The sequence below is a fragment of the Paenibacillus sp. GD4 genome (genome assembly GCF_030846225.1).
In the GTDB taxonomy this organism is placed as follows: domain Bacteria; phylum Bacillota; class Bacilli; order Paenibacillales; family NBRC-103111; genus Paenibacillus_G; species Paenibacillus_G silviterrae.
This window is the reverse complement of record NZ_JAVCYK010000002.1, coordinates 1,324,297-1,349,145: the sequence shown is the minus strand read 5'-3', so window position 1 is coordinate 1,349,145 and position 24,849 is coordinate 1,324,297. Positions and strand designations below refer to the sequence as shown.

Here is a 24,849-nt window from a genome sequence, read left to right as displayed (position 1 = left end):
CTTTGCTTTGAATGGCAGGACAGGAGGAGAGGACCATGGTGAAAACAGAGCGAGAGCTGACAGGGCTTGGGGTTTCTCCCGGAGTAAGGATCGGGAAGGCCTTCGTCTATAACCCGGTTCGAATGAACGGAGTAGAGAAAAAAACAACCGACAACCCTTCCCGGGAAATCGAACGGCTTCGGCAAGCGAAAGCCAAGTGCCAGGAGGAGCTGCAGGCTCTGATCGCACATACCCAGAACACGCTGGGGGAAGAGAAGGCTGTAATCCTGAAGGGACAGATCAGCTTCCTGCAGGATCCGACCTTCTATCCACCGATGGAGAAGCGGATCGAGAAGGAGCAATGTACGGCGGAATCGGCCGTGTATGAAGTCGTGAACCAAATCGCCGGTTTATTCGAGAAGATGGCGAATGAATATATGCGAGAACGCGCCGCGGATGTCCGGGATGTAGGCAACCGGCTGTATGCGCTCTTGTCCGGTGCTGAGGGGAACCAGCTCTCGGATATCCAAGAGCAGGTGATTCTCATCGCGGACGATCTGACCCCCTCGGATACGGTTCAATTGAATAAAAACCTTGTGTTGGGCTTTGTCACCAAAATTGGGGGGAAAACCTCGCATACGGCCATCCTAGCGAATTCCCTGGGCATTGCCGCCATCCTTGGGCTGGGTGACGGAATCGAGCATATTGACCATGGTGATCCGCTTATTATTGACGGCTCCACCGGGCAATGCCTCGTGAATCCGACTCCAGAAACGAAGGAAGCTTACGAGGAACGAATGGAGCGGGAGGAAGCGGAACGGACTTTGCTTGCGGCCTATGCCCGGCGTGAGGCCGTTACGCTGGATGGGTTCCGTATCGAGCTGGCCGCGAACATCGGAACAGTGGAAGAAGCCTCTTCCCTACTAAGCCAAGGGGCGGAAGCAGTCGGGCTGTACCGTACGGAGTTCTTATTCATGGAGCAGTCCCGTATGCCGGATGAGGAAACGCAGTATCGTGCTTATAAGGCCGTAGCCGAGTCTATGCAGGGCCGTCCTGTCGTCATCCGCACATTGGATATCGGTGGGGACAAGGAGCTCCCTTATTTGGATTTGCCGAAGGAAATGAACCCGTTTCTCGGCTATCGTGCCATCCGTTTGTGCCTGGACCGCAAGGAGCTGCTTCTTACCCAGCTGAGAGCCATCCTGAGAGCAGGGGTCCACGGCACGGTGAAGATCATGTTCCCGATGATTTCCGGACTCCAGGAATGGCGTCAAGCCAAGTCCGTGTATGAAGAAGCGCGTGAACAGCTTATCTCCGAGGGTACGCCAATTGCGGCTAATGTTGAGCTCGGCATTATGGTAGAGATTCCTTCTGCCGCTCTGCTGGCCTCGAGCTTTGCCAAGGAAGTGGACTTTTTCAGCATCGGGACCAACGATCTCGTGCAGTATACGGTCGCCGTAGACCGGATGAACGAAAAGGTATCTTATTTGTACGATTACTTTCATCCTGCCGTCATTCGTTTAATCAAGAATGTCATTGATGCATCGAACCTCTATGGCAAATGGACGGGGATGTGCGGCAGTATGGCGGGAGACCCGCTGGCGGCGCCGCTGCTTCTTGGACTCGGGCTGCATGAATGGAGCATGTCGGCTTCCTCTCTGTCCAAGGTGAAGAAGGTCGTCACCGGCCTTGAGAAGATAGCCTGTACGGAGCTGGCGGAACGGATCCTGGAGCTGGATACCGCGGAAGAGGTACGGCAGACGCTGGAGGCTTTCCATCAATCCCTGGCTGCTGCTCAGGAATAAATCGAAAAACTGACAGCCTAAGTCCCTGATTCATAAAGACTTAGGCTGTTTTATTTTTCCTAGGGGCGTCTATATTGTCTTTCGTGTGGGAAACCGCTAGAATAATAGAAAGAGGAAGGCACGGAGGTGATATCTGAAGATGAGCAAGAAGCTGATGACAGCTCTCGATGAAGCATCATTGCCCATTTATGCCAGTACATACGGCTCGTCTCTGCCGGAAGGCATTATTAACGATCTGGTCGATCGCATGATTGCCGAGAAAATTCATAAATTTTTGAACTTCAGCTCTGCTGAACTGGATAAAGCATACGTTATTATCGGTCGAGATATCAACTCCTTACGGGAAACTCAGCTGAAGGCCCGGCAGCAGGGGGCGGATCTGGACCAAGAGGAGCTGTATGAGCTTACCAATCTCAATCTGAAGATGAAGATCCTGGAGGCAGCCATAGCCAGCAGGAAGGAAGCGCGGGCCAAGAAGGGGGAGCATCCGATCCTTCATAAGCACGTTGATTTTCCCGTCTTCAGTGTGGATAAGCCTAAGAAGGCTACGCTGGAAAAAATGCAAAAGCGCAGCGGCATCATCATGGAGAAACGAGACGGGGGATATCGTCAGCTTTACTTCATGAATGCCAACGGAACTCTGCTCACCGATTACGACCACAAGGTGTTCTCTTCCTTATGCAAGGTGTGTGTGGATAAAGGAACGCCTAAGGAGCTTCGTGTGGAAATCCGCGAGATTGTGGAAGAGATGAAGATTGCCAATCCCGGCGGAGGCGACTATCAGAGCGTGCGGGACAGCCTCCTGGATATTTATAATACTTCGCTGGTATTTGAGGATGCGATCTCCGACTTTGATGAGGACGCTTCGTTCGAGTATCATCGTATCTTTCAGTCCTTCTCGGCCAAAGGGAAGAAGTTTTCCAGCTTTACGATTCTTCTGCAGGATTACATCCATCAAGCGCTTCAGAACGGAGAATTCTTCAACATCAATATGCACCTGATGAATGACCTGTCCCTGGATGTGGCGAAGAGCTTGTACAAGTTTATCCTGAATGAGTACAGCAAGGAAGAGAAAGAAATCTACCAGATAGAGTTCAAGCGATTGCATAGTCACCTGGATAAAGACCGGAATAATGCAAACCGTGCCCATATTGCGATCAAAAAAGGGTTTCAGGAGCTGTTGGAGTCCGGGATCATAGCCAGCTGGGAGGACGTGCGCATCGGAACGGGAAATTGGATGTATTACGTTAGACCCAACAATTTGCAGCTGCAGTACGCCGCAAAAAGTGTCGCCGTTGCCGAAAAAACGGATGCCATTCAGCAGGTGTTATTCACATAAATGAAAAAAAAAGTAGGATCTATCCACAGGGGATAGATCCTTTTTTTGTGTTATACAATATCCTACGTCGTTTTGTACATTAGCCGACGGATTTTTTATACAACATACGACGAAAATTCATTCAACAGATGACGTTTTATACAATACACGACGACGTTTCAGTACAATATAGGACGATTCAAATATTTTTTTTCGTTATCCACAAAAAATTTTGTGCACAAGTACAACATACTACGACACTTTATACAACACACGACGAAAAAACCATACAACACAAGACATTATTCCCATCATCATAAAACGATTTATACAATACACGACGAATTATACAACGTACGACGATTGATCTATACAATAAACAACGGATTATACAACAGATGACGAAGAACTCATACAACAAATTACGTATAACTCATACAACATATCCGAATTGCGCCATGATTCATTTAGTGTTAATGTCGAATTTGTAGGAAACTTGTACCAAGCAAAAAACCTCCCTTGCAGGGGAGGCTCAGCAGTAAAGTCGCCAAACTTTACTGTGCCGATCCAAGCGCCAACTTGGATCTGATTTTGAATTATTCTCGAGTCCCTTTTTGAACCGGCCAGCGTCCTGTTACCAGCAGGAGGCCGCCTTTTGCAAGCCTTCACGCGCAAAAAATTGCGATGTGACAGGTCTGCTTTGGTTTACCCAAAAAAAGGGCGCTGTTCTTATTATATAGAATTTTTCGTTTCTAGTAAAGGAAATAATATCAAGAGAGGAGGATCGATCCGTGGGTGAGTCCAGAAGAAGAACCGAACAGAGCTGCTACTTACGTTTGAACAATCGGCAGCCGGGCAGCACGTACCCCGTTTCGGTCGATCATTCCTTTCTATCAGATATATTCCAGCTGGAGAAATCTTATGCATCCGACTCTGTTTTTTTATTCCGCAAGCATAGTCATCCTCTACGCAAATTTCATGTGACGGCTACTACCCTGCGCCTAGTGATGACGATCTCGCGGCGCTTCAATACCGAAGGAACACTGGTCGGGTGCCCTGTACACCGGCTATACAAGCTCATGCTGGACGAATATGAGCAGGGCTGCAGCAAGGAGCAATTTTATGCCGAAATCCATAAATTCATTGAGCTCGGCCTGCTCTCCGTCTCCACGAACGGCATCGTAGAAGAGTGGAAGCTGGAGTCGTATAAGCGCGATAGCGGCCGGTTTATCCTATTCCACCCTGTCGTATTCTCACAGCAGTTTACGGGCCTGCCTGTGGCCGCCCAGAAGCTGTACCTGTACATAGTAAGCCGGAACGGCAATCGGGTCAAATCGGAGTTTAAAGAATATCTGGGACGCGATTCCTGGATCTATACCTTAACACATAAATCCCGTCCTGCCCAGATCAAGGAGCTATTGGATTCCCTCTCTTCCATCCAAATCCACGGCGAGCGTCTTTTTCTCAACTGCTCGGTAGAGAAGGATAGCCTTGGCCGCTGGTCTCTTCGCTGTGCGCTGAATCCTTATTTCCTTGTACGGCATGTAGCCGGGGCACAATACCGCATGATCCCTCAGGCCAAAATCCCTTACTCCAAAACAGTCGCACGGCTTCGTCAGTTAGTCCATTATCATAAGCTGGGGCATATCGAGCAAGTGCAGCATGGCGGTTTGTTCCTTAAGCTTGCCCAGCTGCTGCATAACAAAAGCCTGCGTACCCTGCGCTTTGCCGTTTCACGCATTCGGGACTTTATCCTTCGTTACGGCTTGACGGACGGAGTGGATCTGGTGAGCATGCTCCGAGCCGAGCTGGAGGATCAAGCGTTCGTCGCTTATATGGAGGTGCTGCAGCATACCGGAGCTTATCGTTATCTCGGTATGGCAGAGAACGAGGAAGGCGTAGAAACCTACGCCGAAGCCAGACCTCTCCAGTTTTTCCGTTCCATTAAGGACAAGCTGTCCCTTGCCGAGCTGAAACGGTTGTGTAATAAGGCGGTTCCGGTGATCCGTCACCGTTACGGGGAGAAAATCGACTGCGATACCTTCTACTTGGAAGATCTCTTGCTAGAACTACATTAGAGGGTTCGTTCCCAAGCAACCGCATAACCCCCCTGCAGTGCAGCGGGGTTATTTGTCGTGCGCGGAAACAGGGATACGACAAAGAGAGACCCTTCCTCACGTCCCAACGAGTCTTCGAACCCCTACACCAACACAGCATCGGTTATTTATTCAGACATAAGAAGCAGATTATCCCCAATTACGACCCATACTTCATTACTTATGAGTAACACAAATTCTAAATTATTCACACGTTTCTCAGAACGTCTAAAAATTGTACACAAGAGCAGCTTCGGGTCTAAATAATTGTTCACAGGCAAAACGAAAGTCCTTATATCAACGGCATGTCCGGTTGTTGATAACTTGGCTAGAAGATACTAATTTATAAGGTACTCATTATTAATAGATATATTATGGAGTATTGCCTCCGGCAGCTCTTTTCATACCTGATATCTTCCACTGATATGTTACAGATATACTGATATAATGTGATATAGAATCAGAGGAAATAGAAGCGAATGATGTTGTCAAGTGCTTGCTTTACAAAATATTAACGAAACATTCATTGAATATGTCAGTGACATTTTGTAAGCTCAATTCAGATCACAATTCACTGTGATTTTTAAAAGAACGAGGGATAACCGCAATGAGGAACCTACAAGTATCGAAAAAACCGAATCAACAGCTCTATCTGCAAATTGCCGAGAAGGTCATCGGTATCATCCAGAGCCGCAGACTCCAGCCGCACGATCCTGTTCCTTCGGAGGGGGAGCTGGCGAAGCTGTTCGGCGTAAGCCGGATGACGAGCAAGCTGGCGCTGGAACGGCTGGCCGAGCAGGGGCTCGTATACCGCTTGCCAAGAAGGGGAACCTTCCTGTCCGCACAGCAGGGTGAGGTGTCAGCCAAGGATGCCATAGAAGCGCTTCGTGAGCCGGCCCCTGTAGAAGAGAAACAAAGCAAGCAGATTGCGCTTGTCGTACCTCATCTGTCCGATTACACTTCCAAAATTATTGCGGCAGCCGAAAAGGAAGTACGCAAGCACGATTGTGATCTGATTCTGAAAATCAGCAAGGATAAGGAAGACGAGGATCGCTGCCTGCAGAAGCTGGTTGACAACGGCACGGATGGTATCATCCTGTTCCCGCAGGGCCGCAAAACCTGCAGCGACCAAGTGCTAAGGTTGAAGCTGCAGCAGTTTCCGATTGTCATCATCGACCGGATTTTCCGGGAAGTGCAAATCGATTGCGTGTACCACGACCATTTTATGGGCTCCTACCAGATGACCAAACATTTGATCGAGCAAGGCCATCGTGAAATCGGTTACACCTCGAATCCGATCGACAATATAACTAGCAGAGAGGAGCGGTATCAAGGATATATTCAGGCGCTGCTTGATCATAAGATTCCCGTTAAGGTGCAGTACATTCATTTCAGAAGCGTGCTGTGCGATCCCAGCCGAATCAACGAAAGCGATCCGGAGCAGGAACAGTTTCTCTCCGAGAATCCGCAGATGACGGCGGTTATGGGCGGCGACGATTATGTGGCGATATCCACCTTATACACAGCCTTGCGCATGGGAATCTCTATTCCTGACAAGCTGTCCATCGTCGGCTTCTCCGATATCCATTTGTCAGCCTTAACCCCGATTCCGCTGACGACGGTCAGACAGGATACCGAGCAGCTGGCCCAATCGGCATTTAATCTGCTGATGAAGCGGGTTAACCATTCGAATGAGAAGCCCATAACGATTAAAATACAAACAAGCATCGTAAAGAGAACGTCTGTTCTTCATCGCGAGCAGGAGGAGATACTGTGAAGATTCATTTTCTAGGAACCGCAGCAGCAGAAGGGTTTCCGAATGCGTTTTGCCGCTGCGAGCCTTGTCTTAAAGCACGGGAGCTGGGAGGAAAAAACATCCGTACGCGCAGCTCGGCCATTATTGACGATGTGATCAAGTTCGATTATTCGCCGGACTCCTACATGCAGGCACTTCGCGATAACATCGATTTCGGGGCGATCGAGCACCTGCTGGTTACCCATACGCACTCCGATCATTTTAACGCGTATGATTTGGAATGCCGCAGAGTTGGAATCGCTCACAATTTGGAGCATCCGATGCATATTTACGGGAACGATGCCGTCATGCATCATACACGCACCGCCATCGGCCGATTTGTCGGAGAACGGTATGCCTTTCATCTGCTGCGCCCCTTCGAGACCATAACGGTCGGTGATGCACTGGTTACCCCGCTGCTGGCGGATCATGACAAGATGGAAACCTGCTTGCTGTATGTGATCGAGAAGGGAGGCAAGAAGCTGCTGTACGGTCATGACTCCGGCTGGTTTCCGGAAGCGACATGGGCGTGGTTGCAGGGGAAGCAGCTGGATGGCGCGATACTCGACTGCACCCATGGGTATACGGGAAAATCCCGGGACCGCAATCATATGTGCATTGAGACGATCCTGGAAGCCCAGCGCGAGTTTCAGAAGGAAAGCATCCTGAAGGAGAACGGGCTGATTATCGCCACACATTTCAGCCATAATTCCAAGCTGCTACACGAGGAGTTTCAGGCGATATTCCAACCTGCAGGAATCGTGGTGGCTTATGACGGATTGATTGTCCATATTTAGATGTACGCTGTTCCTTAAGCGGTGCCATGGTTTTTATATTCAATCAACCTATATCCCAAAAGGAGTGTTTCATCCATGATGAAAAAATTAGTAAGCACCTCTTTGATCTCGATTCTGTGTCTTGCGGTAACAGCCTGCGGCGGCAATACAGGGTCAGCCCCGGCTGCGAACTCGCCTTCCGCCTCTGCGCCTGCAGCGAACGAACCGGTGAAGAATGAAAAACTGATCGTGTACACGAACGCGAATTCCGACGGTCGCGGCGAATGGTTAGTCGAGAAGGCAAAGGCCTCCGGCTTCGAAATCGAGCTGGTTGGAGCAGGCGGCGCCAATCTGACAAATCGATTGATTGCGGAGAAGAACAATCCGATTGCAGACGTGGTGTTCGGCTTGAACAACATGCTGTATGAGAATCTGAAGAAGGAAAACGTTCTAACCAAGTATGTACCGAAGTGGGCTGGAGAGGTGGAGCCTGGGCTTAACGATCCGGAGGGCTTCTATCACGGCTTGGTGAAGCAAGCGATTCTGCTGGGCTATAATCCTAAAAACTATACGGCCGAGACGGCGCCAAAGGATTGGACGGATCTCTACAAAAACCCGGCGTTCAAGGGCAAGTATGAAGCGCCTACGCTGCTTGGACAAATTACGCCGCAGCTTGTCGTGGCAGGCATTTTGACAAGACACAAGGATCCGCAGGGCGAGCTTGGCATCTCCAAGGAAGGCTGGAATGAAGTGAAGCAGCTGTTCGATAACGGTGTCAGAGCGGTAGAAGGCGAAGACTTCTATGCGAACCTGGCAAGCGGTAAAACACCGCTGGGCGCTGTGGTTTCCGGTACTCTCGGCAAGAAGGAAGAGCAATACAAGGTAAAAGCAGGCATTGTCAGCCCGCAAATCGGAGTTCCGATGATTGTAGAGCACGCCGCGATTGTCAACGGTACGAAGAAGAAGGCAACGGCAGAACGATTCGTTGAGTGGATGGGAACGGCTGACGTTCAAGGAGAATTTGCAGCCAAGTTTAATGCGATGCCGGCCAATACCAAAGCTGCAGCCAAAGCCAATGATGCTGTAAAGGCATTGTATGCGAACCTGAAGGCGCAGCCGCTGGATTGGGGCTTCATTGCAGCTAACATTGGCAAATGGGTAGAGAAAATCGAATTGCAGATCATGAAGTAGAGGTAGCTATGATAACTTTTCGTGATATTCAAATAAAGTTCGGTCAATTTCACGCGATCAAAAATCTCAATCTGGACATCAAGGAAGGCGAGTTTTTCACCTTCCTTGGCCCGTCCGGGTGCGGGAAAACAACAATTCTCCGCAGCCTGGTCGGTTTTATTCAGCCGACAAGCGGTCAGATTATGCTGGGCGACCGGGATATTACTAATGTGCCTATCGAAAAAAGAGATATCAGCATGGTGTTTCAAAGCTATGCCCTCTTCCCGACCATGAATGTGTACGAGAATATCGCGTTCGGGATGAGAGTTAAGAAGGCGTCCAAGGAAGAGGTAGACCGGGAAGTGCGCGACATTGCGCGGAAGGTCGATCTGAAGGAAGAGCAGCTGGTGAAGAAGGTGTCGGAGCTGTCCGGCGGTCAGCAGCAGCGTGTAGCCATTGCCAGAGCGCTTGTCTTGAAGCCGAGCATTCTAGCCTTGGATGAGCCCTTGTCCAACCTGGATGCGAAGCTGAGAGTACAGCTGCGCAACGAGCTGAAGAACCTTCAGAAGAAGTTCGGCATAACGACGATCTACGTCACCCATGACCAAGAAGAGGCGCTGACCTTATCGGACCGGATCGCCGTATTTAATCAGGGGATCGTTGAGCAGGTCGGCACGCCGCATGAGGTCTACAATCAATCCAAGACGGAATTCGTATGCAATTTCATTGGCGACATTAACCAAATCGATCCGCGGATTATTCAGAACAGTGGATTGAAGGAATGGGTCACACCGGGGAAGATTGCCTACATCCGCAACGAAAAAGTAAGCTTGCTGCCCCTTCCGGGGAAAGACGCCGTGCAGCTCAAGGGGACCATCATGGATCAGGAGTTTTACGGCTTATACAGCAAGTATGTCATCGAGGTCGCCGGCGGAGGCCTGCTCAAGACCATTGAGAAAGAAACCGGGCTGGCCCGCCATCAAGTCGGGGATGAAATCACGATGTACGTTCATGCCGGCGATATTTTGCAGTATTAGTGGAAGGAGGATGTGTGGTGAACGCAGAAAAAATCAAAAACAGCCTGGCCTCCCTAAATCCGACCACACTGATTTTCTACGGACTGATTGCCTGGTTTGTCATTGCTTTCCTGATCTATCCGAATATCAATATTTATTATGAAATCTTCTTTAAGGGCGGGAAATTCTCCTTCGAAGCGGCAGAGAAGCTGCTGTCATCCGAACGCGCTATGAGAAGCTTGTATAACAGCTTTATTCTGGCCGTATCTCTTGTTTTTACGGTTAATCTTGTCGGAGTTACTTTGGTGCTGATCTCCGAGTATTTCGATATCAAGGGGGCCGGCGTACTCCGACTCGGCTATTTTACTACGCTGATCTATAGCGGTGTCGTGCTGGTGTCGGGTTATAAATTCGTTTACGGTGAAAACGGATTCATGACCAAGCTCCTTTCCGGCTTGTTTCCAGCCTTTGATGCGACATGGTTTCACGGCTACTGGGCGGTACTCTTCGTGATGACCTTCGCCTGTACCTCCAACCATGTCTTGTTTCTAAGCAATGCTATACGCAAAATCGATTATCAAACGGTCGAAGCGGCCAAAAATATGGGGGCCTCGACCTTCTACATCCTTTGGCGTGTTGTGCTTCCGGTCTTGAAGCCTACGATGTTCGCGCTTACGATTTTGATCTTTCTTACAGGTCTAGCCGCTACCTCGGCTCCGTTGATTCTGGGAGGCACCGAGTTTCAAACGATCACACCGATGATTCTCACCTTCTCGAACAGCGTATCCTCGAGAGATTTGGCGGCACTGCTGGCGCTCATCCTAGGTCTGGCAACGCTGATTTTGCTCAGCATCATGATCCGTTTCGAGCGGAAGGGCAACTTCATGTCCGTTTCCAAAGTGAAATCGGAGCTGGTCAAACAGAAGATCAACAATAAGGCGGCCAATATCGCCGCACACGTGCTGGCTTACTTCTTATTTCTGCTGTATATCATACCGGTCGTTCTGATTGTGGTCTTTTCCTTTACGGATGCTCACAGCATATCCACGGCTACGCTGCATTGGAGCAGCTTCTCCTTGAACAATTACATTCAAGTATTCTCCAACATGTCTGCGTTCAAGCCATACCTCGTGAGCATCGTGTATGCTGCAGCGGCTTCAGTAGCTGTGGTGGCTCTGGCCTTAGCGGCGTCACGAATTTTGCATAAGTTTAAGAACAAGTGGACGACGGCTCTGGAATATGCGCTCCTCATTCCATGGATGCTGCCTTCGACGCTCATTGCCATCGGGCTTATCGTGACGTTTAACTCGCCGAGACTGGTTATCGGGAACTCGATCTTGGTAGGGACGGTCTGGATGCTGTTCATTGCGTATGTCATTGTGCACATTCCGTTTACCCTCCGAATGGTGAAAGCGTCCTTCTTCAGCCTGGACCATAATCTTGAGGATGCAGCGAAAAATTTGGGCGCCAAGCCTTTCTATACGTTCCGGAAGGTGCTGCTGCCCATCATACTACCATCCACGCTGGCCGTACTTGCCTTGAATTTTAACGGGATTTTGGCGGATTACGATCTTACCGTATTCCTTTATCATCCTTTGTATCAGCCTCTCGGCATCGTGATCAAGAACAGTACGGATGCACAGGCGCTGGCCGATACCAAGGCGTTAACGCTGGTTTACTCCGTCATCTTGATGATCATGTCTACCCTTACGCTGTATTTTGTTTATGGAAGAAAAAGTAAATCCTAGCATCATAATCAACCGACAAGAGGCTGCAATCGTCTAAACCGATGAACGGCCTCTTTGGGCTAGGCTGCTTCTCCTTGACAGGTAGAAATTATTATGGTTATTATAGACACATAAAGTCTTTGATTCCAAGAGGGTGGGACGGATAAAATATTCAAAGGCAACGAACTACGCCCTCCACACGATGCTTTATTTGATGGCCTTCACGCCTGACAAACCGGTAGGCGTTCAACAGCTTGCCGATAGGCAGGATGTCTCGCCCACATACCTGTCGAAAATACTCACGAAGCTGGTAAAGGCGGGGCTCATTGAGTCGGCTTCAGGGGCGAACGGAGGCTACCGGCTGAGAGGCAGGAAAGAGGACATCTCTTTTCTGGACATCATTCATGCAGTGGAAGGCACGGCCTCGCTTTTCGAGTGCTGCGGCAGTGAAGATTCAAGGTGTATGATCCATCAGGTCATGCTGCAGGCTGAGGAAGCGATGGAGCGGCAACTGAAAAACACCAAATTGTTCGAGCTCGCGAAAGAGGTTACAGCTTTGAAGGAAACCTAGCTCACCGAGCTTGCAGCTCCATTGCATTGTCCATAGGATGGGCAATGCTAAGCTTTGATTAATTGTAGATATAAAATGTCTATAAAGTCTTTTAAGTAACCAAGGAGAGGATTGAAAGGACATGAACTATGATTGTGCCATTATAGGCGGCGGACCGGCGGGGTTAAATGCAGCGCTGGTGCTCGGCAGAGCGAGACGGAAGGTTGCATTGTTTGATAATAGCGCGCCGAGGAATGGCGTAACACACGCCTCTCACGGATTCATTACACGAGATGGGATTCGGCCGGCGGAATTTCGTCGCATTGCTTACGAGGAAGTGCTAAAGTATCCTTCCGTCCGGCATTGGCCGTCCGAGGTGACAGATATTCGCAGGTCGGAGCTCGGTTTTACTTTGCTGACCTCTTCAGGCGATCGCGTGCAGGCGCGCAAGCTGATTTTGGCCGCCGGACTCAAGGAGGTATTTCCCGAGATTGAGGGGCTTCGCGATTTTTACGGGAAAAGCTTGTTCAATTGTCCTTTCTGCGACGGTTGGGAGCTGCGCGATCAGCCGCTAGTTATCGTCTCGGACACAACGGATGTGTTCCATAAGGCTAAGCTGCTGATAGGCTGGAGCCGGGACCTGGTCGTGTGTACGGGAGGCCGGGATACGCTGTCTTCAGAACAGCGGGAGCAGCTTGTATCCCGAGGCATCCGGATCGTGGATACTCCCGTAGCCGCATTTTCCGGACGAAACGGTATGCTGGAGCGGGTGCATTTTACAGATGGGACGTTTATTGAAAGAAGCGGAGGCTTTATCTCTCCCTCCTTCGTTCCGAATGCTAGGTTTGAGGAAGCCCTTGGCTATCAAACAACAAGCAACGGAGGAATTATTACCGATGAGATGGGAAGGACGACGGTGCCGGGCCTATTCGCAGCAGGGGATTCGGCTTATGTGATGCCTTCCCAATTGATATTCGCCGCATCCTCCGGCAGCAAAGCAGCAATGGCTGTTGTTGCTGATCTGGCGGAAGAGGATTGGCAGGCGCTTTAAATTATAGCGGTGGCCGAACCTTCGAACGATTAAGGAAGCTCGATTCATGTCCATACTATTAGAAGTACAATTTTTTATGGAGAGGGGGAGTTGTTATGCGGGTTCAGCGGAGCCTTTACATTTGTGCGGCAGTAATCAGCATCATTCTGGTTCTGACGGGGTGCAAAATAAAACAAGCGGAGCCTTCTACACCTGGAGGGCAGCCTCCGGCAACGGCCCATCCCGTATCCCCTGCCCCTCAGCCTGCCGACCCGACCGCTGAACTTGTCGCCGGTATGAGCTTGGCCGAAAAGATCGGCCAGATGGTGGTAGTCGGCCTGGATGGCACTGCCGTACAACCGGAAATTAGATCGTTGATTAAGGAACGACGCGTTGGGGGAATCATTCTGTACAGCAACAATGTCGTGTCTTCGAAGCAAATGTCCGAGCTGGTGAATGGACTGAAACAAACGAACCGTGATGCCGGGGGAAAGTTGCCGCTGCTGCTGAGTGCGGATCAGGAGGGGGGCCGCGTCTCCCGTTTGCCGAAGGAGATAACGGCATTTCCCGCTAGTAGGATCATTGGCGGTACGAATGATTCGAAGTACGCGTATCAAGTCGGTACCGCCCTTGGGGAAGCGATGAAGGCTGTTGGGCTGAATACGGACTATGCACCCGTGCTGGACGTCAATACGAATCCGAACAACCCGGTCATCGGTGAACGTGCGTTTGGAAATACAGCGAAAACAGTGTCCGGTATGGGCGTGCAGGAAATGCTTGGGATCAAGTCCCAAGGCGTCATTCCCGTTGTGAAGCATTTTCCCGGTCATGGCGATACGTCTGTAGATTCTCATTACGGGCTCCCGGTGGTGGAGCACGACCTGCAGCGTCTGCGCAGCGTCGAATTCGTACCGTTCGCTTCGGCGATCAAGGAGGGGGCTCCGGTCGTGATGGTCGCTCATATTCTTATGACGAAGCTCGATTCGGACACGCCGGCTTCGATGTCTAGCTTCGATATTCAAAATGTGCTCCGAGACGAGCTGAAATTTGACGGAGTTGTCATAACGGATGATATGACGATGGAGGCCGTCGGAAAGACGATGGCGATCGGTCCCGCAGCAGTGAAAGCCGTGTCGGCCGGTGCGGATATCGTCCTTGTCGGGCATGACCCCGCGAAGCAAAAGGCCGTGATTGACGCCCTAACGGCGGCTGCGCAAAGCGGTCAAATTTCACAAAAGGAGATCGACGCCAGCGTATACCGAATTGCCAAGCTGAAGACAAGTTTTCAACTATCGGACGAACCGACCCCGCCCGCTAATGTGTCTGAGCTGAATCGGCATATTCAAGCCGCGTTAAAGAGGTAGCGAAGGAAGAGCCTCCCTGTTTTCCGTTATTTCTTGCGGCAGCTGTAAATGAAGGCGGGAGGCAGATTCCATGGAACCAAGGAAATATTCTCAATTTCAAACCTTCGCTCAAGCGCTTTCTTCATTTGAAGCGAATATTGAAAGGCAATGAATTGTCCGTTCGGTCTAAGGGAGTCTTCGATTTCTACAAGCAGCTGCTCTCGAAAGCTCTCTGAAAAATTAAAGAAAGGCAGACCGCTGATGATGGCGTCGAGCGGCCCCATAGCATTAGCCTCCAATTCTTTCCCGATACGAAGTGCATCGGAGAAGCATACATGCTCCGGGTACTGCTGCTGAAGCTTTGCGCGTAAATAATCATCTTTTTCGAACAGAACCACTTGGGCTCCGGTCATATTGGAACTGCTGATATATTTCGTCACCGCACCGGTACCTGCCCCTAATTCGGCTATCAGCCGGGTCTCATCCCACGCAACCGCCGATACCATCGCGGAGGCCAAATATCTCGAGCTGGGAATAATGCTGCCGATTTGCTTGGGATAGCGCAAATATTTATAAAAAAACAACCAACTTTCCCGCAGAGTGCTTTCCGACATTGTAAGATTTCTCCTTTGTCTTCATAATAGTTGAGGCGACTCTTTTTCTATGATGGTTGCGACGATGTTTCGTTCTCTCTTTATTAGACGTTACTTGGGGAATTTCTCCTTCAAATTATGATGGGGATATTTTACTGTTCATGGAGGTATTAGTTGAAATGAAGGTCAAACGAATTGTTGCCAATATCAATACGAAGAATATCGAGGCAGCTACACGCTTTTACCATGACGTGCTTGGTCTTGAAATACTAATGGATCATGGTTGGTTTAGAACATACGGTTCCAGTGAGGAGATGAGCATTCAAGTTAGTTTTGCTTCACAGGGGGGCTCCGATACGACTACGCCGGATCTATCGATTGAAGTGGATGATGTCGATGTTGCGTTTGAACGAATGAAGCATGCCGGATTTTCCATAGAATATGGGCCTGTGGATGAGCCATGGGGCGTTCGGCGTTTCTATGTCCGTGATCCATTCGGTAAGCTTGTTAATATTCTAGCACACGATCATTGATATTTTAACTATATTTTGTAGGGTTGGAGCTGCTTCACCGCGGCTCCTTTTTGTTTTATTTAACGACGCGCCAAACGATTAATTTTTATTAACAAGATCTTTGAACTTAAATAAGAGGAGAAATGTCGGGGTTTGTCGAAAATAGGAGATATTCTGTTCTTCAAAATTATTATTGAAAAGAGGTAATTAGGTGCATCACGAGCATGAATTGCATGGAACATACGATATGATGTTAGTGTTATTCTCATATGCTGTTGCTGTTATCGCCTCCTATACGGTTCTGGATTTAGTTGGAAGAATAAGCACATCCAAAGGCTATTATCGCTGGTTGTGGATCTTATTTGGTGCAGTTGCCATGGGTCTTGGCGTTTGGTCGATGCACTTTGTCGGAATGTTAGCCTTTTCCCTTAACGTTTCGGTTCCGTACGATTTAGCAATGGTCATCTATTCTGTGTTAGCTGTTATTGCGGCTTCATTCTGGGCTTTGTTCATCGTTGGACAAAATGTTTTGAAATTTCGTCAGTTGATTGGCGGAGGGCTGCTTCTGGCCACCGGTATTTCTCTGATGCATTATATCGGTATGTCAGCCATGCAAATTGGGATTACGTATAATCCCCTTTATGTCGTGCTTTCGGTACTGATTGCCGTTGCTGCCTCCATCATCGCTTTTTGGCTGGCTTTTTATTTCAAGCAGACGATCGGGCCAAGTCATATATGGATGAAACTTGGAAGCGGCCTTATTATGGGGGCGGCGGTTGCCGGAATGCATTATGTGGGTATGGTGGCAGCACATTTTCATTCAAATAGTACAATGATCTCACAGGATGGAATGGTGCTTGATCAAAGATTGTTAGCTTATTTGATTGCAGGCGGCACGGTTCTGACCTTAGGCTTGTCCTTATTCGGCATTTATATTTCCAATCGGTTATCGCGTAAAGATTCAGAGATTGAGGAAAACGAGAAGTGGTATAAATCCTTATTTGAAAACAATCAGGACGCCATATTATCGATAGACGCAAATTATCGTATTATTGACTATAACGCAGCAGTGATGGAGCTAACCGGCTTACCCGGTGACGTATTCAGGAACCAGACAATTGAACAGGTTCTTCCTCTCATCGCTCCGGAAGAGCAGCAGCGTACTAGAGAAATGTTCTTACGCTCCTTGGAGGGTGAGGTACAGAACTACCAGACCGCCATTATACACAGGCAAGGTCATCGGATTGAATTAAGCGTCAAGAATATTCCTGTCATTCGAGAGGGAGAAGTCGTTGGCAGCTATATTATTGCCAAAGACATTACCATGGAGAAGGAGGCTAAGGATAAGGTGCAATTCCTTGCCTTCCATGATGAGTTGACGGGGATGCCCAATCGCCGAATGTTCAATCAAGCACTCTCAATGGAAATAGAGAGCAAGGCGGAACGATTCTATGTCCTGGTTATGGATATCGATCGATTCAAAATGATTAATGATTCTCTTGGCCATACCTATGGCGATTTGTTTCTTAAGGAAATGTGCGCCCGCATTGAACATTGCATTCGGGGCTATAAAGTGACATTAGCACGAATGGGTGGGGATGAGTTTACTTTGCTGTGCGATGGCAAGTACGAGAAACACGACATTGCGCATTTAGCGGAGCGCGTCATTGATGCGATTGGCATTCCATGTCGCCTGAAGGAAAATGATTATTATGTTACCGCAAGCATCGGGATTGCAGAGTACCCCGCAGACGGTGATGATGCGGAGCAGCTGCTTAAGAATGCAGATGCCGCCATGTATGAGGTGAAGAAAAACGGTAAGAACGGGTATCAGTTTTATGATGCGGCATTAAATACACAACTGCTGGAGAAAATTGAGCTGGAGGCGGATTTGCGACAAGCGATAAGCCGGGAGCAGCTGTTTCTTTTTTACCAGCCTCAAATACGTGCCAGTGACAGTCGCATGATTGGTATAGAGGCCTTAGTTCGATGGAGGCACCCGGTTAGAGGGGTTATATCACCTGGGGTGTTCATTCCGATTGCTGAGGAAACAGGTATGATTTATGAACTGGGAACGTGGGTCCTCAAAGAGGCGTGCGAGCAAATGAAACAATGGCATAACGCTGGAGGACCGCTCATACCGATTTCTGTGAACTTGTCTTCCCAACAATTTCATCAGCCGAACTTAACGACATATATTAAAGAGATTCTTGACTCAACAGGCTTGGATCCTCAGTACCTTGAGCTGGAAATTACGGAAAGTATGATGATGGATGCTGCTGTTTCAACGAGTATTCTCAAGGAATTGACGGACTTTGGTATTCGAATCAGCTTGGATGACTTCGGAACGGGCTACAGCTCTTTAAGCTACCTTAAACTTCTTCCGATCAATAAGCTCAAAATCGATCGTTCTTTCATTCGGGATATTACCGTGAATCAGAACGATAAGGCCATTGTTGCGACGATCATTTCGATGGCTCAGCATTTGAAAATGGATGTGATCGCTGAAGGGATTGAAACAAAGGAACAGCTGGATATTCTAATGGATAATCAGTGCAAGGAGATTCAAGGCTATTATTACAGCCGTCCCTTGCCCGCGGGAGAGGTGGAAGAAGCTTTCTTCGCTCCAATGAGAATGAACAAGCCGTCCAGTTAACGTGTTGGATATGGAGTATAAAACCAGGGAGCAGACCGCCGCGGCAGCTGCTCCCTAGTTTATAACCCTTAGCTTCTCGGTGCCCATAATATAACGGACACACCTATAATGCAAATAGCGGCCCCGATCCAATCATACAAATCAGGTGTCTTTTTATCGACAACCCAGCCCCACAGCACAGCGAGAATCACAAACACGCCGCCGTATGCAGCATAGACTCGCCCGAACGATGGGAAGCCTTGCAGCGTTGGAATGATCCCGTATAAGATAAGAATGATACTGCCAACAATCCCATACCAAATGGGCTTAGATTCCCGCAGCCATAACCAAACCAAGTACCCTCCGCCAATTTCGGCAAGGCCGGCAAGCACAAATATGAATACAGCCATCAGCATATAAATTCCCCTAACACGAGCCGGTATTTTCCTTCTCCAATTATTATGAGTTTACTTCTGCCCTTGCCGCGAGCTGGCCAATGCTAAGCCCGCAGATAAAATCACCCTTGACTTAAAGGTAGCTTTAAGTTTTATTCGAAGTATAACGTAATTTGGGAGACGATGTAAATGATAAGGGGGGCTCACCGGGCTAAACTGTCTTGCGCTGTGCGCCGCCGCTGCGAGACCTGCTCAAAGTGTAAGGGGATAGAGAACTCGCCCCCTTTTTGATATATAAAAATTAAGACCCACAGCTTTTTGCTGCGGGTCTCTTTTTCGGATTAGGCATGTGCTGTGGTAGGCTTCGCACCGGTACCGGTTGCGCCGTCCTTCTTATGCGGCGTGAACAGCTTGCGCAGCATTGGCATCAGATAGTAGTCGAGTCCGAATCGTCCGGCGTTGGTGCCGGCCATGAACACAATGCCGCCGATGAGGATCAGCCAAGGGTTCGTGCTTACCGTACCGGCAAACATGAACATGAAGTTCATTAGGAGTCCGAAGAAGGCAGCTGCGGCAGTCAGACCGCCGAGAATCAATCCAAGACCGACCAAGAATTCCCCGAGGGGGATCATAAAGTTGATGATTTTTACGTTTGGCATTGCAAAGTTTTGGACGAACGCGGTAAAGGTCGGGTAGACCAGCTCGTTAGTGGCTTTATCGACAATTGGCTTGGCGACTGCATTTTTCAAAAACCCGCCGGCATCGAATCCGCCGGTCAATTTGTGCCATCCTGCAGTCAGCCATTGATATCCTAGATACAACCGGACAAAGAGCAGAAGCCCTGCCGCGTATTTATTTTCTCTAAGCCATTTCGTCATCATGACAATCATCTCCTAAGTTTAGGTAGTGAAAAAATCACAATACGGATTAAAATACTATTTATTGAGAGATCGAGATCGTTTTACCTGGTTCATTTGATATGTTCCTCTCTGTTTGCGATTTCTATCTTCCTTACACCTTTACTTTATCATGGTCTAGGTTGGTTTGATGTGATTAACCTCACAAGCTGGAATAATTAAGAAATACGGTTGTGAGTCGCTTTTACATCCTGCAGATTTCTTTCGGACAGTTTTCGCAGCGGCAAACGTCTCGCAGATAAGCTAAGTCCTTAATGACAACATGTCCGTCCTCATACCCGATGATGTCATCCTTCTTCAGATCGCTCAGCATGCGGTTGACGCTTTCTCTTGTGGCGCCGATCATATCTGCCATTTCCGTATTATTAATTTTGAGCTCGATGAAAATTTCGTTCTTGCGATGCACCCCGTAGGAGTTGGTTAAACGAATCAGCAGCGAGCAAAGAGCACCGGTTTTTCCGAACATCATCAAATCGCGGAATTTGGTCTGCGTCAGGCGGTGCATCAGCCCCATCCACTTCATGAACTCTACCGCCAGATCCCCGTGCTGCCACAGCAGAATCTCGAGGTCTTTACGCTGAATGACACCGATTTTGCTGTCTTTCATCGCTTCCGCGCTAAAAGTGTGAACGGAATCCTTGAATGGATCCATTTGTCCAATCAAGTCGCCTGCTAAATGTAAATACATCGTAAGGCTCTTCCCGCTGTCGGTTGTTTTCGTCGTCCTAACCTGCCCGTTCATGATAAAGTAAAGCTTATCCGTCTGGTCACCTTCCCAGAAAAGGTAGGAACCCTTCTCAATTTCTTTCATGTACATGATGCTCTTAAGCTTTTCGAAGCTTTCCGCCGAGATGATATCCAAAATTCCGTTCAATTGCTGTGCCGCTGCTGCCATCGCCGTTTCCCCCTCAGGTGATTTCGTTACACTAATCATATAACGGATGTGATCTTTCTCACATCGGGGCATCACCTGATTATTGAGGGGGGAGAATCCCTATTCTGGTGTGAGGAAAATCACACGTATCAGTGGTGATTCCCTTAGCGGGTGATCAGGGATTTCCCCTATACTATTTTATCTAGGAATGAAGGCAGCTTCTTTAAGGGGCAGGATAACGCAGCAAAATGTTGAATTCTCTGAAAGGAATAAATCACCAGAGGTGAGATATGAAACAATTTGAAGGTAAGGTAGCGGAAAACCCCATGAATGACTTCTTAGCGGGAATTGAATGGCATGAAACAACTCCAATTTTGAGCAACTTGATTACTTCAGGGGTCGAACTTACGCTTAGTCCACTATCGCCGGGACTTGAGGCGGATGTGGTTAAGATCACGCAGGGGGAGAAGCATTTTGTTCTGAAGGTGTGGAACAAACGTTCGAAACCCAACGTTCTGCGCCAATATCGCCTATTGGAAGCTCTTTGCCGTCAGGGAATCCGCGTACCCGAGCCGATCGGTTATGGGCGCACCGAAACTGGGGAAGGTGTGCTGCTGACTCGCTATCACGGCACTACAGTTACGAAGGTGAGTCCGAGCATTTTTAAGAAAATTGCCGCTGTTTTAGCCGACATTCACCGGCTGCCTCCAGATGGTTTGGAAGGTAGGGAGATAGCTAGGTATGATTTTGTTGGGTATTTTTTCTCGGGGATCGAGGAGTTTCCGGCGATGGAAAAGGAACTGATCCGTCTTGTCGCTTCCGCTGATATGAAAATGGACCGGGTTATTCACGGCGATTTCAATTTAGGAAATATTCTAGAAGAGAATGGACAATACACAGTGATCGATTGGACGAACGGGCAACTGGGGGACCCTAGGTATGATCTGTCATGGGCTTGTCTGCTTCTGCGTATCTATATGAGCGAGAGCAAAAGCCTTACGTTTTTGTACAAATATCAAGAGGAAATGCCTGTAGCGACGGGAGAGTTGGAGATTTTTGAAGCGCTTGCCTGCCTGAGGTGGCTGCTGCTCGACCGAATCGCTGGAGTGCCCAAACAAGCCGATACGATGAGAAAGGTTAGAAAAATCGTCAGGGAAAATCGATTTTTAAATGAGAGTGTGCTGCTGTAGGGCAGTTAGCGATTCGGGCTATCTAAAGAACCAAAAAATATATTTGTCAAAGGAATTGTAATTTGGAAAGGGCGACTCCGATGAAAGTGAACGATAATCGTAAGCTTTATAGATCCGTCTACCATTTGAAGCCGGGTGCTATTGAGGAAGTGGAAGTACCGTCGTTACATTTTATTGTTCAAGAAGGTAAGGGAAAGCTGAACTCATTAGGGCAGCCTGAAGAAGAGCATTGGGTAGTGTGGAAGACGGTAAATCAGCTCAAAAGAATCACGAAGGAAAGAAGTGGGTATCAATTCAAGCTCATGCCGCACGAAATTGTATGGCACGAAAACATTGGCGAGGATGAGTGGTCATACACTCAAATGATGCAGGTGCCGGATGTTATCACATTCGAGATGTATGATGAAGCAAGTGCATGTGTACAGACGAGATACCGTGATGAAATTGTCCCTGCAACGAATTTTGTCACCTATAAACAAGGTTTGTGCATTCAAAAGCTCCATGTCGGGCACTATCGTGAGTCTATGAAAACCGTCGAGGAACTGAAAAATTACGCTGAAAGCCACGGATATAAAGTTTCGGGCGGCAGACGCGAGGTGTATCTAAACCAGCCGGGTTGCAACCCGGCGCATAGATGGGAAACTATTGTTAGACTACAAGTTGGAGAATAAGTAAGTGAAAAACTTTAAAGCCAATAGGTCAAGTTTAATCTAACGAAGAACGATAGTTGAACCGAACAAAAGAGCGGATTGTGGAGCAACTGCCCCTTTTTTTGATGCAATAAAGAAGCAACCAGACAATGTTTAAATCTGGTATAGTCATAGGGCTCGCGCTATTTGGTAGTAGTACTGCACAAGGGTAATATACGGGCTTCGCAAGATCATAAAACAACTTTTAAGATAGCTTATGTTTATAATTTTTTAAATGGAGGGATGGAGTCAATGACACAGCTTTACCTAATAAGACATGGCGAGTCTTGTATTGTAAATGATGGAATCGTTAACGATTATGGATTAACAGAGACGGGAGTGGCTCAGGCTATAAAGCTGAGGGATCGGTTAGTTAGATCAGGGGAAATCCAAGCTGATATTTGGATAGCTAGCTCATTTCTTCGAGCGAAGCAGACAGCAGAGATACTAGCCGAGGGATTAGATGTCACTATTGTTCCGGATGATGAATTTCAAGAGATGCGGCCTGGTCAAGCACTCGGCATGTTTAAGGAGAGTTTGGACGAACTCCTGACTTTACATAACCCTAAGCGGAATCCGTTTGCCTTGATAGCCCCCGGAGCTGAGAATTGGCCTCAATTTGTTTTGCGTGTAGGTACAGCCCTTAAACGGATTTGTCTTCAATACGAGGGAAAGACCATTGCGATAGTCTGTCATGGGGGAGTGATCGATTGCTCGTTCCAGTATTTTTTCGGATTAAACACCTTTGAGATGCCGAAGGTGGGATTTCAAACAAACCATACGTCCATTACGCACTGGTCGCAACACGAAGACAAAACTTGGTCACTTATAAAGTATAATGATGCCCGGCACTTGGAAGCGTATTGAATGGCAAATTAACTAAATCCAATTCAAACGATGGTCTAAACGTGGCACTGGAGATTGTAATCTTACAATGAGCTGGATTGAGATTTAATTAATCGTTGAGCTACCCCGAAAATTACTCTTAGCACAAACCAAAAATGGCAGCACGAAACTGAGCCCAGCTTTTATGTTTTTTAAAAACTGTGCTTCAACGAGATTTATGGGACATTGGGACGTTAAGAGGCTTCCGGGGTAGATAGAGCGACTTGAAACCCAAGATTCTCGAGCCTACGTACGGCTTGTCTTACGATCATTTCTTGTTGTCGCTGTTCAAAGTTATGCCCGCCTAAATCTTTGTAATCTTCTTTACGTGTGAGAAGGTAATAAACAATAGCCATGATGGAGTGGGCGACAGCTACAGCTGCACGATGTCGGCCTTTTTCGGGCGGCAATGCGCCGGTACTGAGCTCCAAGTAGTTGTCGGATCTGCATACGGAGTGGGCAACTTCGATCAGTGCCGCTCGGAGATATTTGTTGCCTTTGCGTGTTTACGAGGATTTTCGTTTACCGGCACTTTCATTCTGCCCAGGCACGAGCCCTGCCCATGAACAGAGATGAGCGGCAGTAGGGAATCGTGAACCAACGTCCGTTCCTACCTCGGCTAAGATTTGTTCCGCCGTACGTCGGCCAATTCCGGGAATGGTGTCTAAGCGCTCAATGTCTTGTGAAAAAGGGTCGAGCCGTTTGGCTACCTCCAGATCCAACTCAAGAATTTGTTCATTCAGAAAATCGACATGGGTTAGCATGGTTTTCAGCATGATCCGTTGGTGAGGGCTCATGTTACCCCGTAAGGCCAGTTCCAGCTCTTCCTTCTTTTTCTTGAGCGTCCGACGAGCGAAGGTAGCCAGCTTTTCTGGATCTTCTTCTCCCTCAATCATGGCGCTCATCATATCGCGGCTGCTTACACCCATAATGTCAGAGACAACCGCAGCAAGCTTAATATTAGCGCCTTCTAGGACCTTTTGGACGCGGTTGTGTTCACGGGAGCGTTCCTGAATCAGGCTGCGGCGGTAACGGACCAATTCGCGGAGTTCGCGTTGGTTGCGATCCGGAATGTAACTGGGCTTAAGCAGTCCATGGCGAAGAAGGTTACAAATCCACTCAGCATCCTTGACATCAGTTTTCCTGCCGGGAACGGCTTTAATATGCTGTGCGTTAACGACAAGAAACTGAATCTCCTCGGCTTCAAGCAGGTTAACGATCGGTTTCCAGTATACGCCGGTGCTCTCCATTGCCACATGCGTACAACGATGCTGCTTGATCCAGTCGATCAAGTCGAGCAGGAAAACCGTGTGTGTACGAAACGTCTTAATCTCCTTTCCTTCGGGGGTCATGACGCAAGCGGTAATAGACTTCTTGTGAACATCCAAACCGCAAGCGCGCTCGATTAGGACATCCATAACGCTCACCTTTCTACGGCAATAAAAATTGAGGACTGGTGCAACAACCAGAAAAGGATTACTCTACCCCGCGTGCTTCCTAAAAAGGAGCGACAAACCGTGGTGCACCGTGGTCGTCGTAGTCAGACTAACGGTT

Annotated in this window: 20 protein-coding genes and 1 pseudogene; 16 read left to right on the top strand and 5 right to left on the bottom strand. The window is 48.4% G+C overall.

Going from position 1 to position 24,849, the window contains the following annotated elements; translation table 11 throughout:
- Positions 1 to 35 precede the first annotated feature (35 nt).
- The 11 genes from ptsP to nagZ all read left to right on the top strand — a co-directional run bounded on the left by ptsP (position 36) and on the right by nagZ (position 14,626).
- Entirely contained in the window at positions 36 to 1,784 is a 1,749-nt protein-coding gene (ptsP, locus tag RAC89_RS28860) for a phosphoenolpyruvate--protein phosphotransferase (RefSeq protein ID WP_306617132.1), read from the top strand.
- 139 nt (positions 1,785 to 1,923) lie between these two features.
- Positions 1,924 to 3,123 carry a hypothetical protein gene (locus RAC89_RS28855; protein ID WP_306617131.1) on the top strand — a complete coding sequence of 400 codons (1,200 nt, stop codon included), beginning with the start codon at positions 1,924 to 1,926 and terminating at the stop codon, positions 3,121 to 3,123.
- 770 nt (positions 3,124 to 3,893) lie between these two features.
- Entirely contained in the window at positions 3,894 to 5,180 is a 1,287-nt protein-coding gene (locus RAC89_RS28850; RefSeq protein WP_306617130.1) for a hypothetical protein, read from the top strand.
- Between the two features lie 625 nt (positions 5,181 to 5,805).
- A complete protein-coding gene (locus RAC89_RS28845) occupies positions 5,806 to 6,975 on the top strand; it encodes a GntR family transcriptional regulator (RefSeq protein ID WP_306617129.1) in 1,170 nt (389 codons plus the stop codon).
- Positions 6,972 to 7,790, top strand: a complete 819-nt coding sequence (locus RAC89_RS28840; protein ID WP_306617128.1) for an MBL fold metallo-hydrolase — start codon at positions 6,972 to 6,974, stop codon at positions 7,788 to 7,790. The genes RAC89_RS28845 and RAC89_RS28840 overlap by 4 nt, the downstream gene beginning before the upstream one ends.
- A 75-nt stretch (positions 7,791 to 7,865) precedes the next feature.
- On the top strand, positions 7,866 to 8,960 hold the full coding sequence (locus RAC89_RS28835) for an extracellular solute-binding protein (RefSeq protein ID WP_306617127.1): 1,095 nt from the start codon (positions 7,866 to 7,868) through the stop codon (positions 8,958 to 8,960).
- Between the two features lie 8 nt (positions 8,961 to 8,968).
- Positions 8,969 to 9,976 carry an ABC transporter ATP-binding protein gene (locus tag RAC89_RS28830; protein WP_306617126.1) on the top strand — a complete coding sequence of 336 codons (1,008 nt, stop codon included), beginning with the start codon at positions 8,969 to 8,971 and terminating at the stop codon, positions 9,974 to 9,976.
- 17 nt (positions 9,977 to 9,993) lie between these two features.
- On the top strand, positions 9,994 to 11,703 hold the full coding sequence (locus RAC89_RS28825) for an ABC transporter permease (protein WP_306617125.1): 1,710 nt from the start codon (positions 9,994 to 9,996) through the stop codon (positions 11,701 to 11,703).
- A gap of 142 nt (positions 11,704 to 11,845) precedes the next feature.
- Positions 11,846 to 12,253, top strand: a complete 408-nt coding sequence (locus RAC89_RS28820) for an RrF2 family transcriptional regulator (RefSeq protein WP_306617840.1) — start codon at positions 11,846 to 11,848, stop codon at positions 12,251 to 12,253.
- Positions 12,254 to 12,374: 121 nt separating this feature from the next.
- Complete coding sequence (locus tag RAC89_RS28815; RefSeq protein WP_306617124.1) at positions 12,375 to 13,283, top strand: NAD(P)/FAD-dependent oxidoreductase; 909 nt, start codon at positions 12,375 to 12,377, stop codon at positions 13,281 to 13,283.
- A gap of 95 nt (positions 13,284 to 13,378) precedes the next feature.
- Positions 13,379 to 14,626: a beta-N-acetylhexosaminidase gene (gene nagZ / locus RAC89_RS28810; RefSeq protein WP_306617123.1), complete on the top strand. Its 1,248-nt coding sequence runs from the start codon at positions 13,379 to 13,381 to the stop codon at positions 14,624 to 14,626.
- Positions 14,627 to 14,652: 26 nt separating this feature from the next.
- Here nagZ and RAC89_RS28805 read toward each other — a convergent pair whose 3' ends face one another.
- Complete coding sequence (locus RAC89_RS28805; protein WP_306617122.1) at positions 14,653 to 15,189, bottom strand: class I SAM-dependent methyltransferase; 537 nt, start codon at positions 15,187 to 15,189, stop codon at positions 14,653 to 14,655.
- Positions 15,190 to 15,377: 188 nt separating this feature from the next.
- On the opposite strand from RAC89_RS28805, the gene RAC89_RS28800 reads away from it, so the two are divergent.
- Both RAC89_RS28800 and RAC89_RS28795 read left to right on the top strand, forming a co-directional pair.
- Positions 15,378 to 15,731 carry a VOC family protein gene (locus tag RAC89_RS28800; RefSeq protein ID WP_284646339.1) on the top strand — a complete coding sequence of 118 codons (354 nt, stop codon included), beginning with the start codon at positions 15,378 to 15,380 and terminating at the stop codon, positions 15,729 to 15,731.
- Positions 15,732 to 15,921: 190 nt separating this feature from the next.
- Complete coding sequence (locus RAC89_RS28795) at positions 15,922 to 18,366, top strand: EAL domain-containing protein (protein ID WP_306617121.1); 2,445 nt, start codon at positions 15,922 to 15,924, stop codon at positions 18,364 to 18,366.
- Between the two features lie 68 nt (positions 18,367 to 18,434).
- Here RAC89_RS28795 and RAC89_RS28790 read toward each other — a convergent pair whose 3' ends face one another.
- From RAC89_RS28790 to RAC89_RS28780, 3 genes are all read right to left on the bottom strand, one after another.
- Positions 18,435 to 18,761: a YnfA family protein gene (locus RAC89_RS28790; protein ID WP_306617120.1), complete on the bottom strand. Its 327-nt coding sequence runs from the start codon at positions 18,759 to 18,761 to the stop codon at positions 18,435 to 18,437.
- A 320-nt stretch (positions 18,762 to 19,081) separates the two neighbouring features.
- Positions 19,082 to 19,621 carry a DoxX family membrane protein gene (locus tag RAC89_RS28785; RefSeq protein WP_306617119.1) on the bottom strand — a complete coding sequence of 180 codons (540 nt, stop codon included), beginning with the start codon at positions 19,619 to 19,621 and terminating at the stop codon, positions 19,082 to 19,084.
- Between the two features lie 220 nt (positions 19,622 to 19,841).
- Positions 19,842 to 20,552, bottom strand: a complete 711-nt coding sequence (locus RAC89_RS28780) for a Crp/Fnr family transcriptional regulator (protein WP_306617839.1) — start codon at positions 20,550 to 20,552, stop codon at positions 19,842 to 19,844.
- A 269-nt stretch (positions 20,553 to 20,821) separates the two neighbouring features.
- Between RAC89_RS28780 and RAC89_RS28775 the strand changes: the two genes are divergently transcribed.
- From RAC89_RS28775 to RAC89_RS28765, 3 genes are all read left to right on the top strand, one after another.
- Positions 20,822 to 21,721 carry a phosphotransferase family protein gene (locus RAC89_RS28775; RefSeq protein WP_306617118.1) on the top strand — a complete coding sequence of 300 codons (900 nt, stop codon included), beginning with the start codon at positions 20,822 to 20,824 and terminating at the stop codon, positions 21,719 to 21,721.
- 80 nt (positions 21,722 to 21,801) lie between these two features.
- Entirely contained in the window at positions 21,802 to 22,392 is a 591-nt protein-coding gene (locus tag RAC89_RS28770) for a GyrI-like domain-containing protein (protein ID WP_306617117.1), read from the top strand.
- Positions 22,393 to 22,662: 270 nt separating this feature from the next.
- Positions 22,663 to 23,277, top strand: a complete 615-nt coding sequence (locus tag RAC89_RS28765; RefSeq protein ID WP_306617116.1) for a histidine phosphatase family protein — start codon at positions 22,663 to 22,665, stop codon at positions 23,275 to 23,277.
- A 212-nt stretch (positions 23,278 to 23,489) separates the two neighbouring features.
- Here the strand turns inward: RAC89_RS28765 and RAC89_RS28760 are convergent.
- Positions 23,490 to 24,713: pseudogene (locus RAC89_RS28760) on the bottom strand (IS110 family RNA-guided transposase).
- Positions 24,714 to 24,849 lie beyond the last annotated feature (136 nt).

What these genes read in the sequence shown, in the direction of transcription:
- ptsP (WP_306617132.1), top strand. Translation starts at nt 36, where the DNA reads ATGGTGAAAACAGAGCGAGAGCTGACAGGGCTTGGGGTTTCTCCCGGA.
- RAC89_RS28855 (WP_306617131.1), top strand. Translation starts at nt 1,924, where the DNA reads ATGAGCAAGAAGCTGATGACAGCTCTCGATGAAGCATCATTGCCCATT.
- RAC89_RS28845 (WP_306617129.1), top strand. Translation starts at nt 5,806, where the DNA reads ATGAGGAACCTACAAGTATCGAAAAAACCGAATCAACAGCTCTATCTG.
- RAC89_RS28835 (WP_306617127.1), top strand. Translation starts at nt 7,866, where the DNA reads ATGATGAAAAAATTAGTAAGCACCTCTTTGATCTCGATTCTGTGTCTT.
- RAC89_RS28830 (WP_306617126.1), top strand. Translation starts at nt 8,969, where the DNA reads ATGATAACTTTTCGTGATATTCAAATAAAGTTCGGTCAATTTCACGCG.
- RAC89_RS28815 (WP_306617124.1), top strand. Translation starts at nt 12,375, where the DNA reads ATGAACTATGATTGTGCCATTATAGGCGGCGGACCGGCGGGGTTAAAT.
- nagZ (WP_306617123.1), top strand. Translation starts at nt 13,379, where the DNA reads ATGCGGGTTCAGCGGAGCCTTTACATTTGTGCGGCAGTAATCAGCATC.
- RAC89_RS28800 (WP_284646339.1), top strand. Translation starts at nt 15,378, where the DNA reads ATGAAGGTCAAACGAATTGTTGCCAATATCAATACGAAGAATATCGAG.
- RAC89_RS28790 (WP_306617120.1), bottom strand. Translation starts at nt 18,761, where the DNA reads ATGCTGATGGCTGTATTCATATTTGTGCTTGCCGGCCTTGCCGAAATT.
- RAC89_RS28785 (WP_306617119.1), bottom strand. Translation starts at nt 19,621, where the DNA reads ATGATGACGAAATGGCTTAGAGAAAATAAATACGCGGCAGGGCTTCTG.
- RAC89_RS28780 (WP_306617839.1), bottom strand. Translation starts at nt 20,552, where the DNA reads ATGGCAGCAGCGGCACAGCAATTGAACGGAATTTTGGATATCATCTCG.
- RAC89_RS28775 (WP_306617118.1), top strand. Translation starts at nt 20,822, where the DNA reads ATGAAACAATTTGAAGGTAAGGTAGCGGAAAACCCCATGAATGACTTC.
- RAC89_RS28770 (WP_306617117.1), top strand. Translation starts at nt 21,802, where the DNA reads ATGAAAGTGAACGATAATCGTAAGCTTTATAGATCCGTCTACCATTTG.
- RAC89_RS28765 (WP_306617116.1), top strand. Translation starts at nt 22,663, where the DNA reads ATGACACAGCTTTACCTAATAAGACATGGCGAGTCTTGTATTGTAAAT.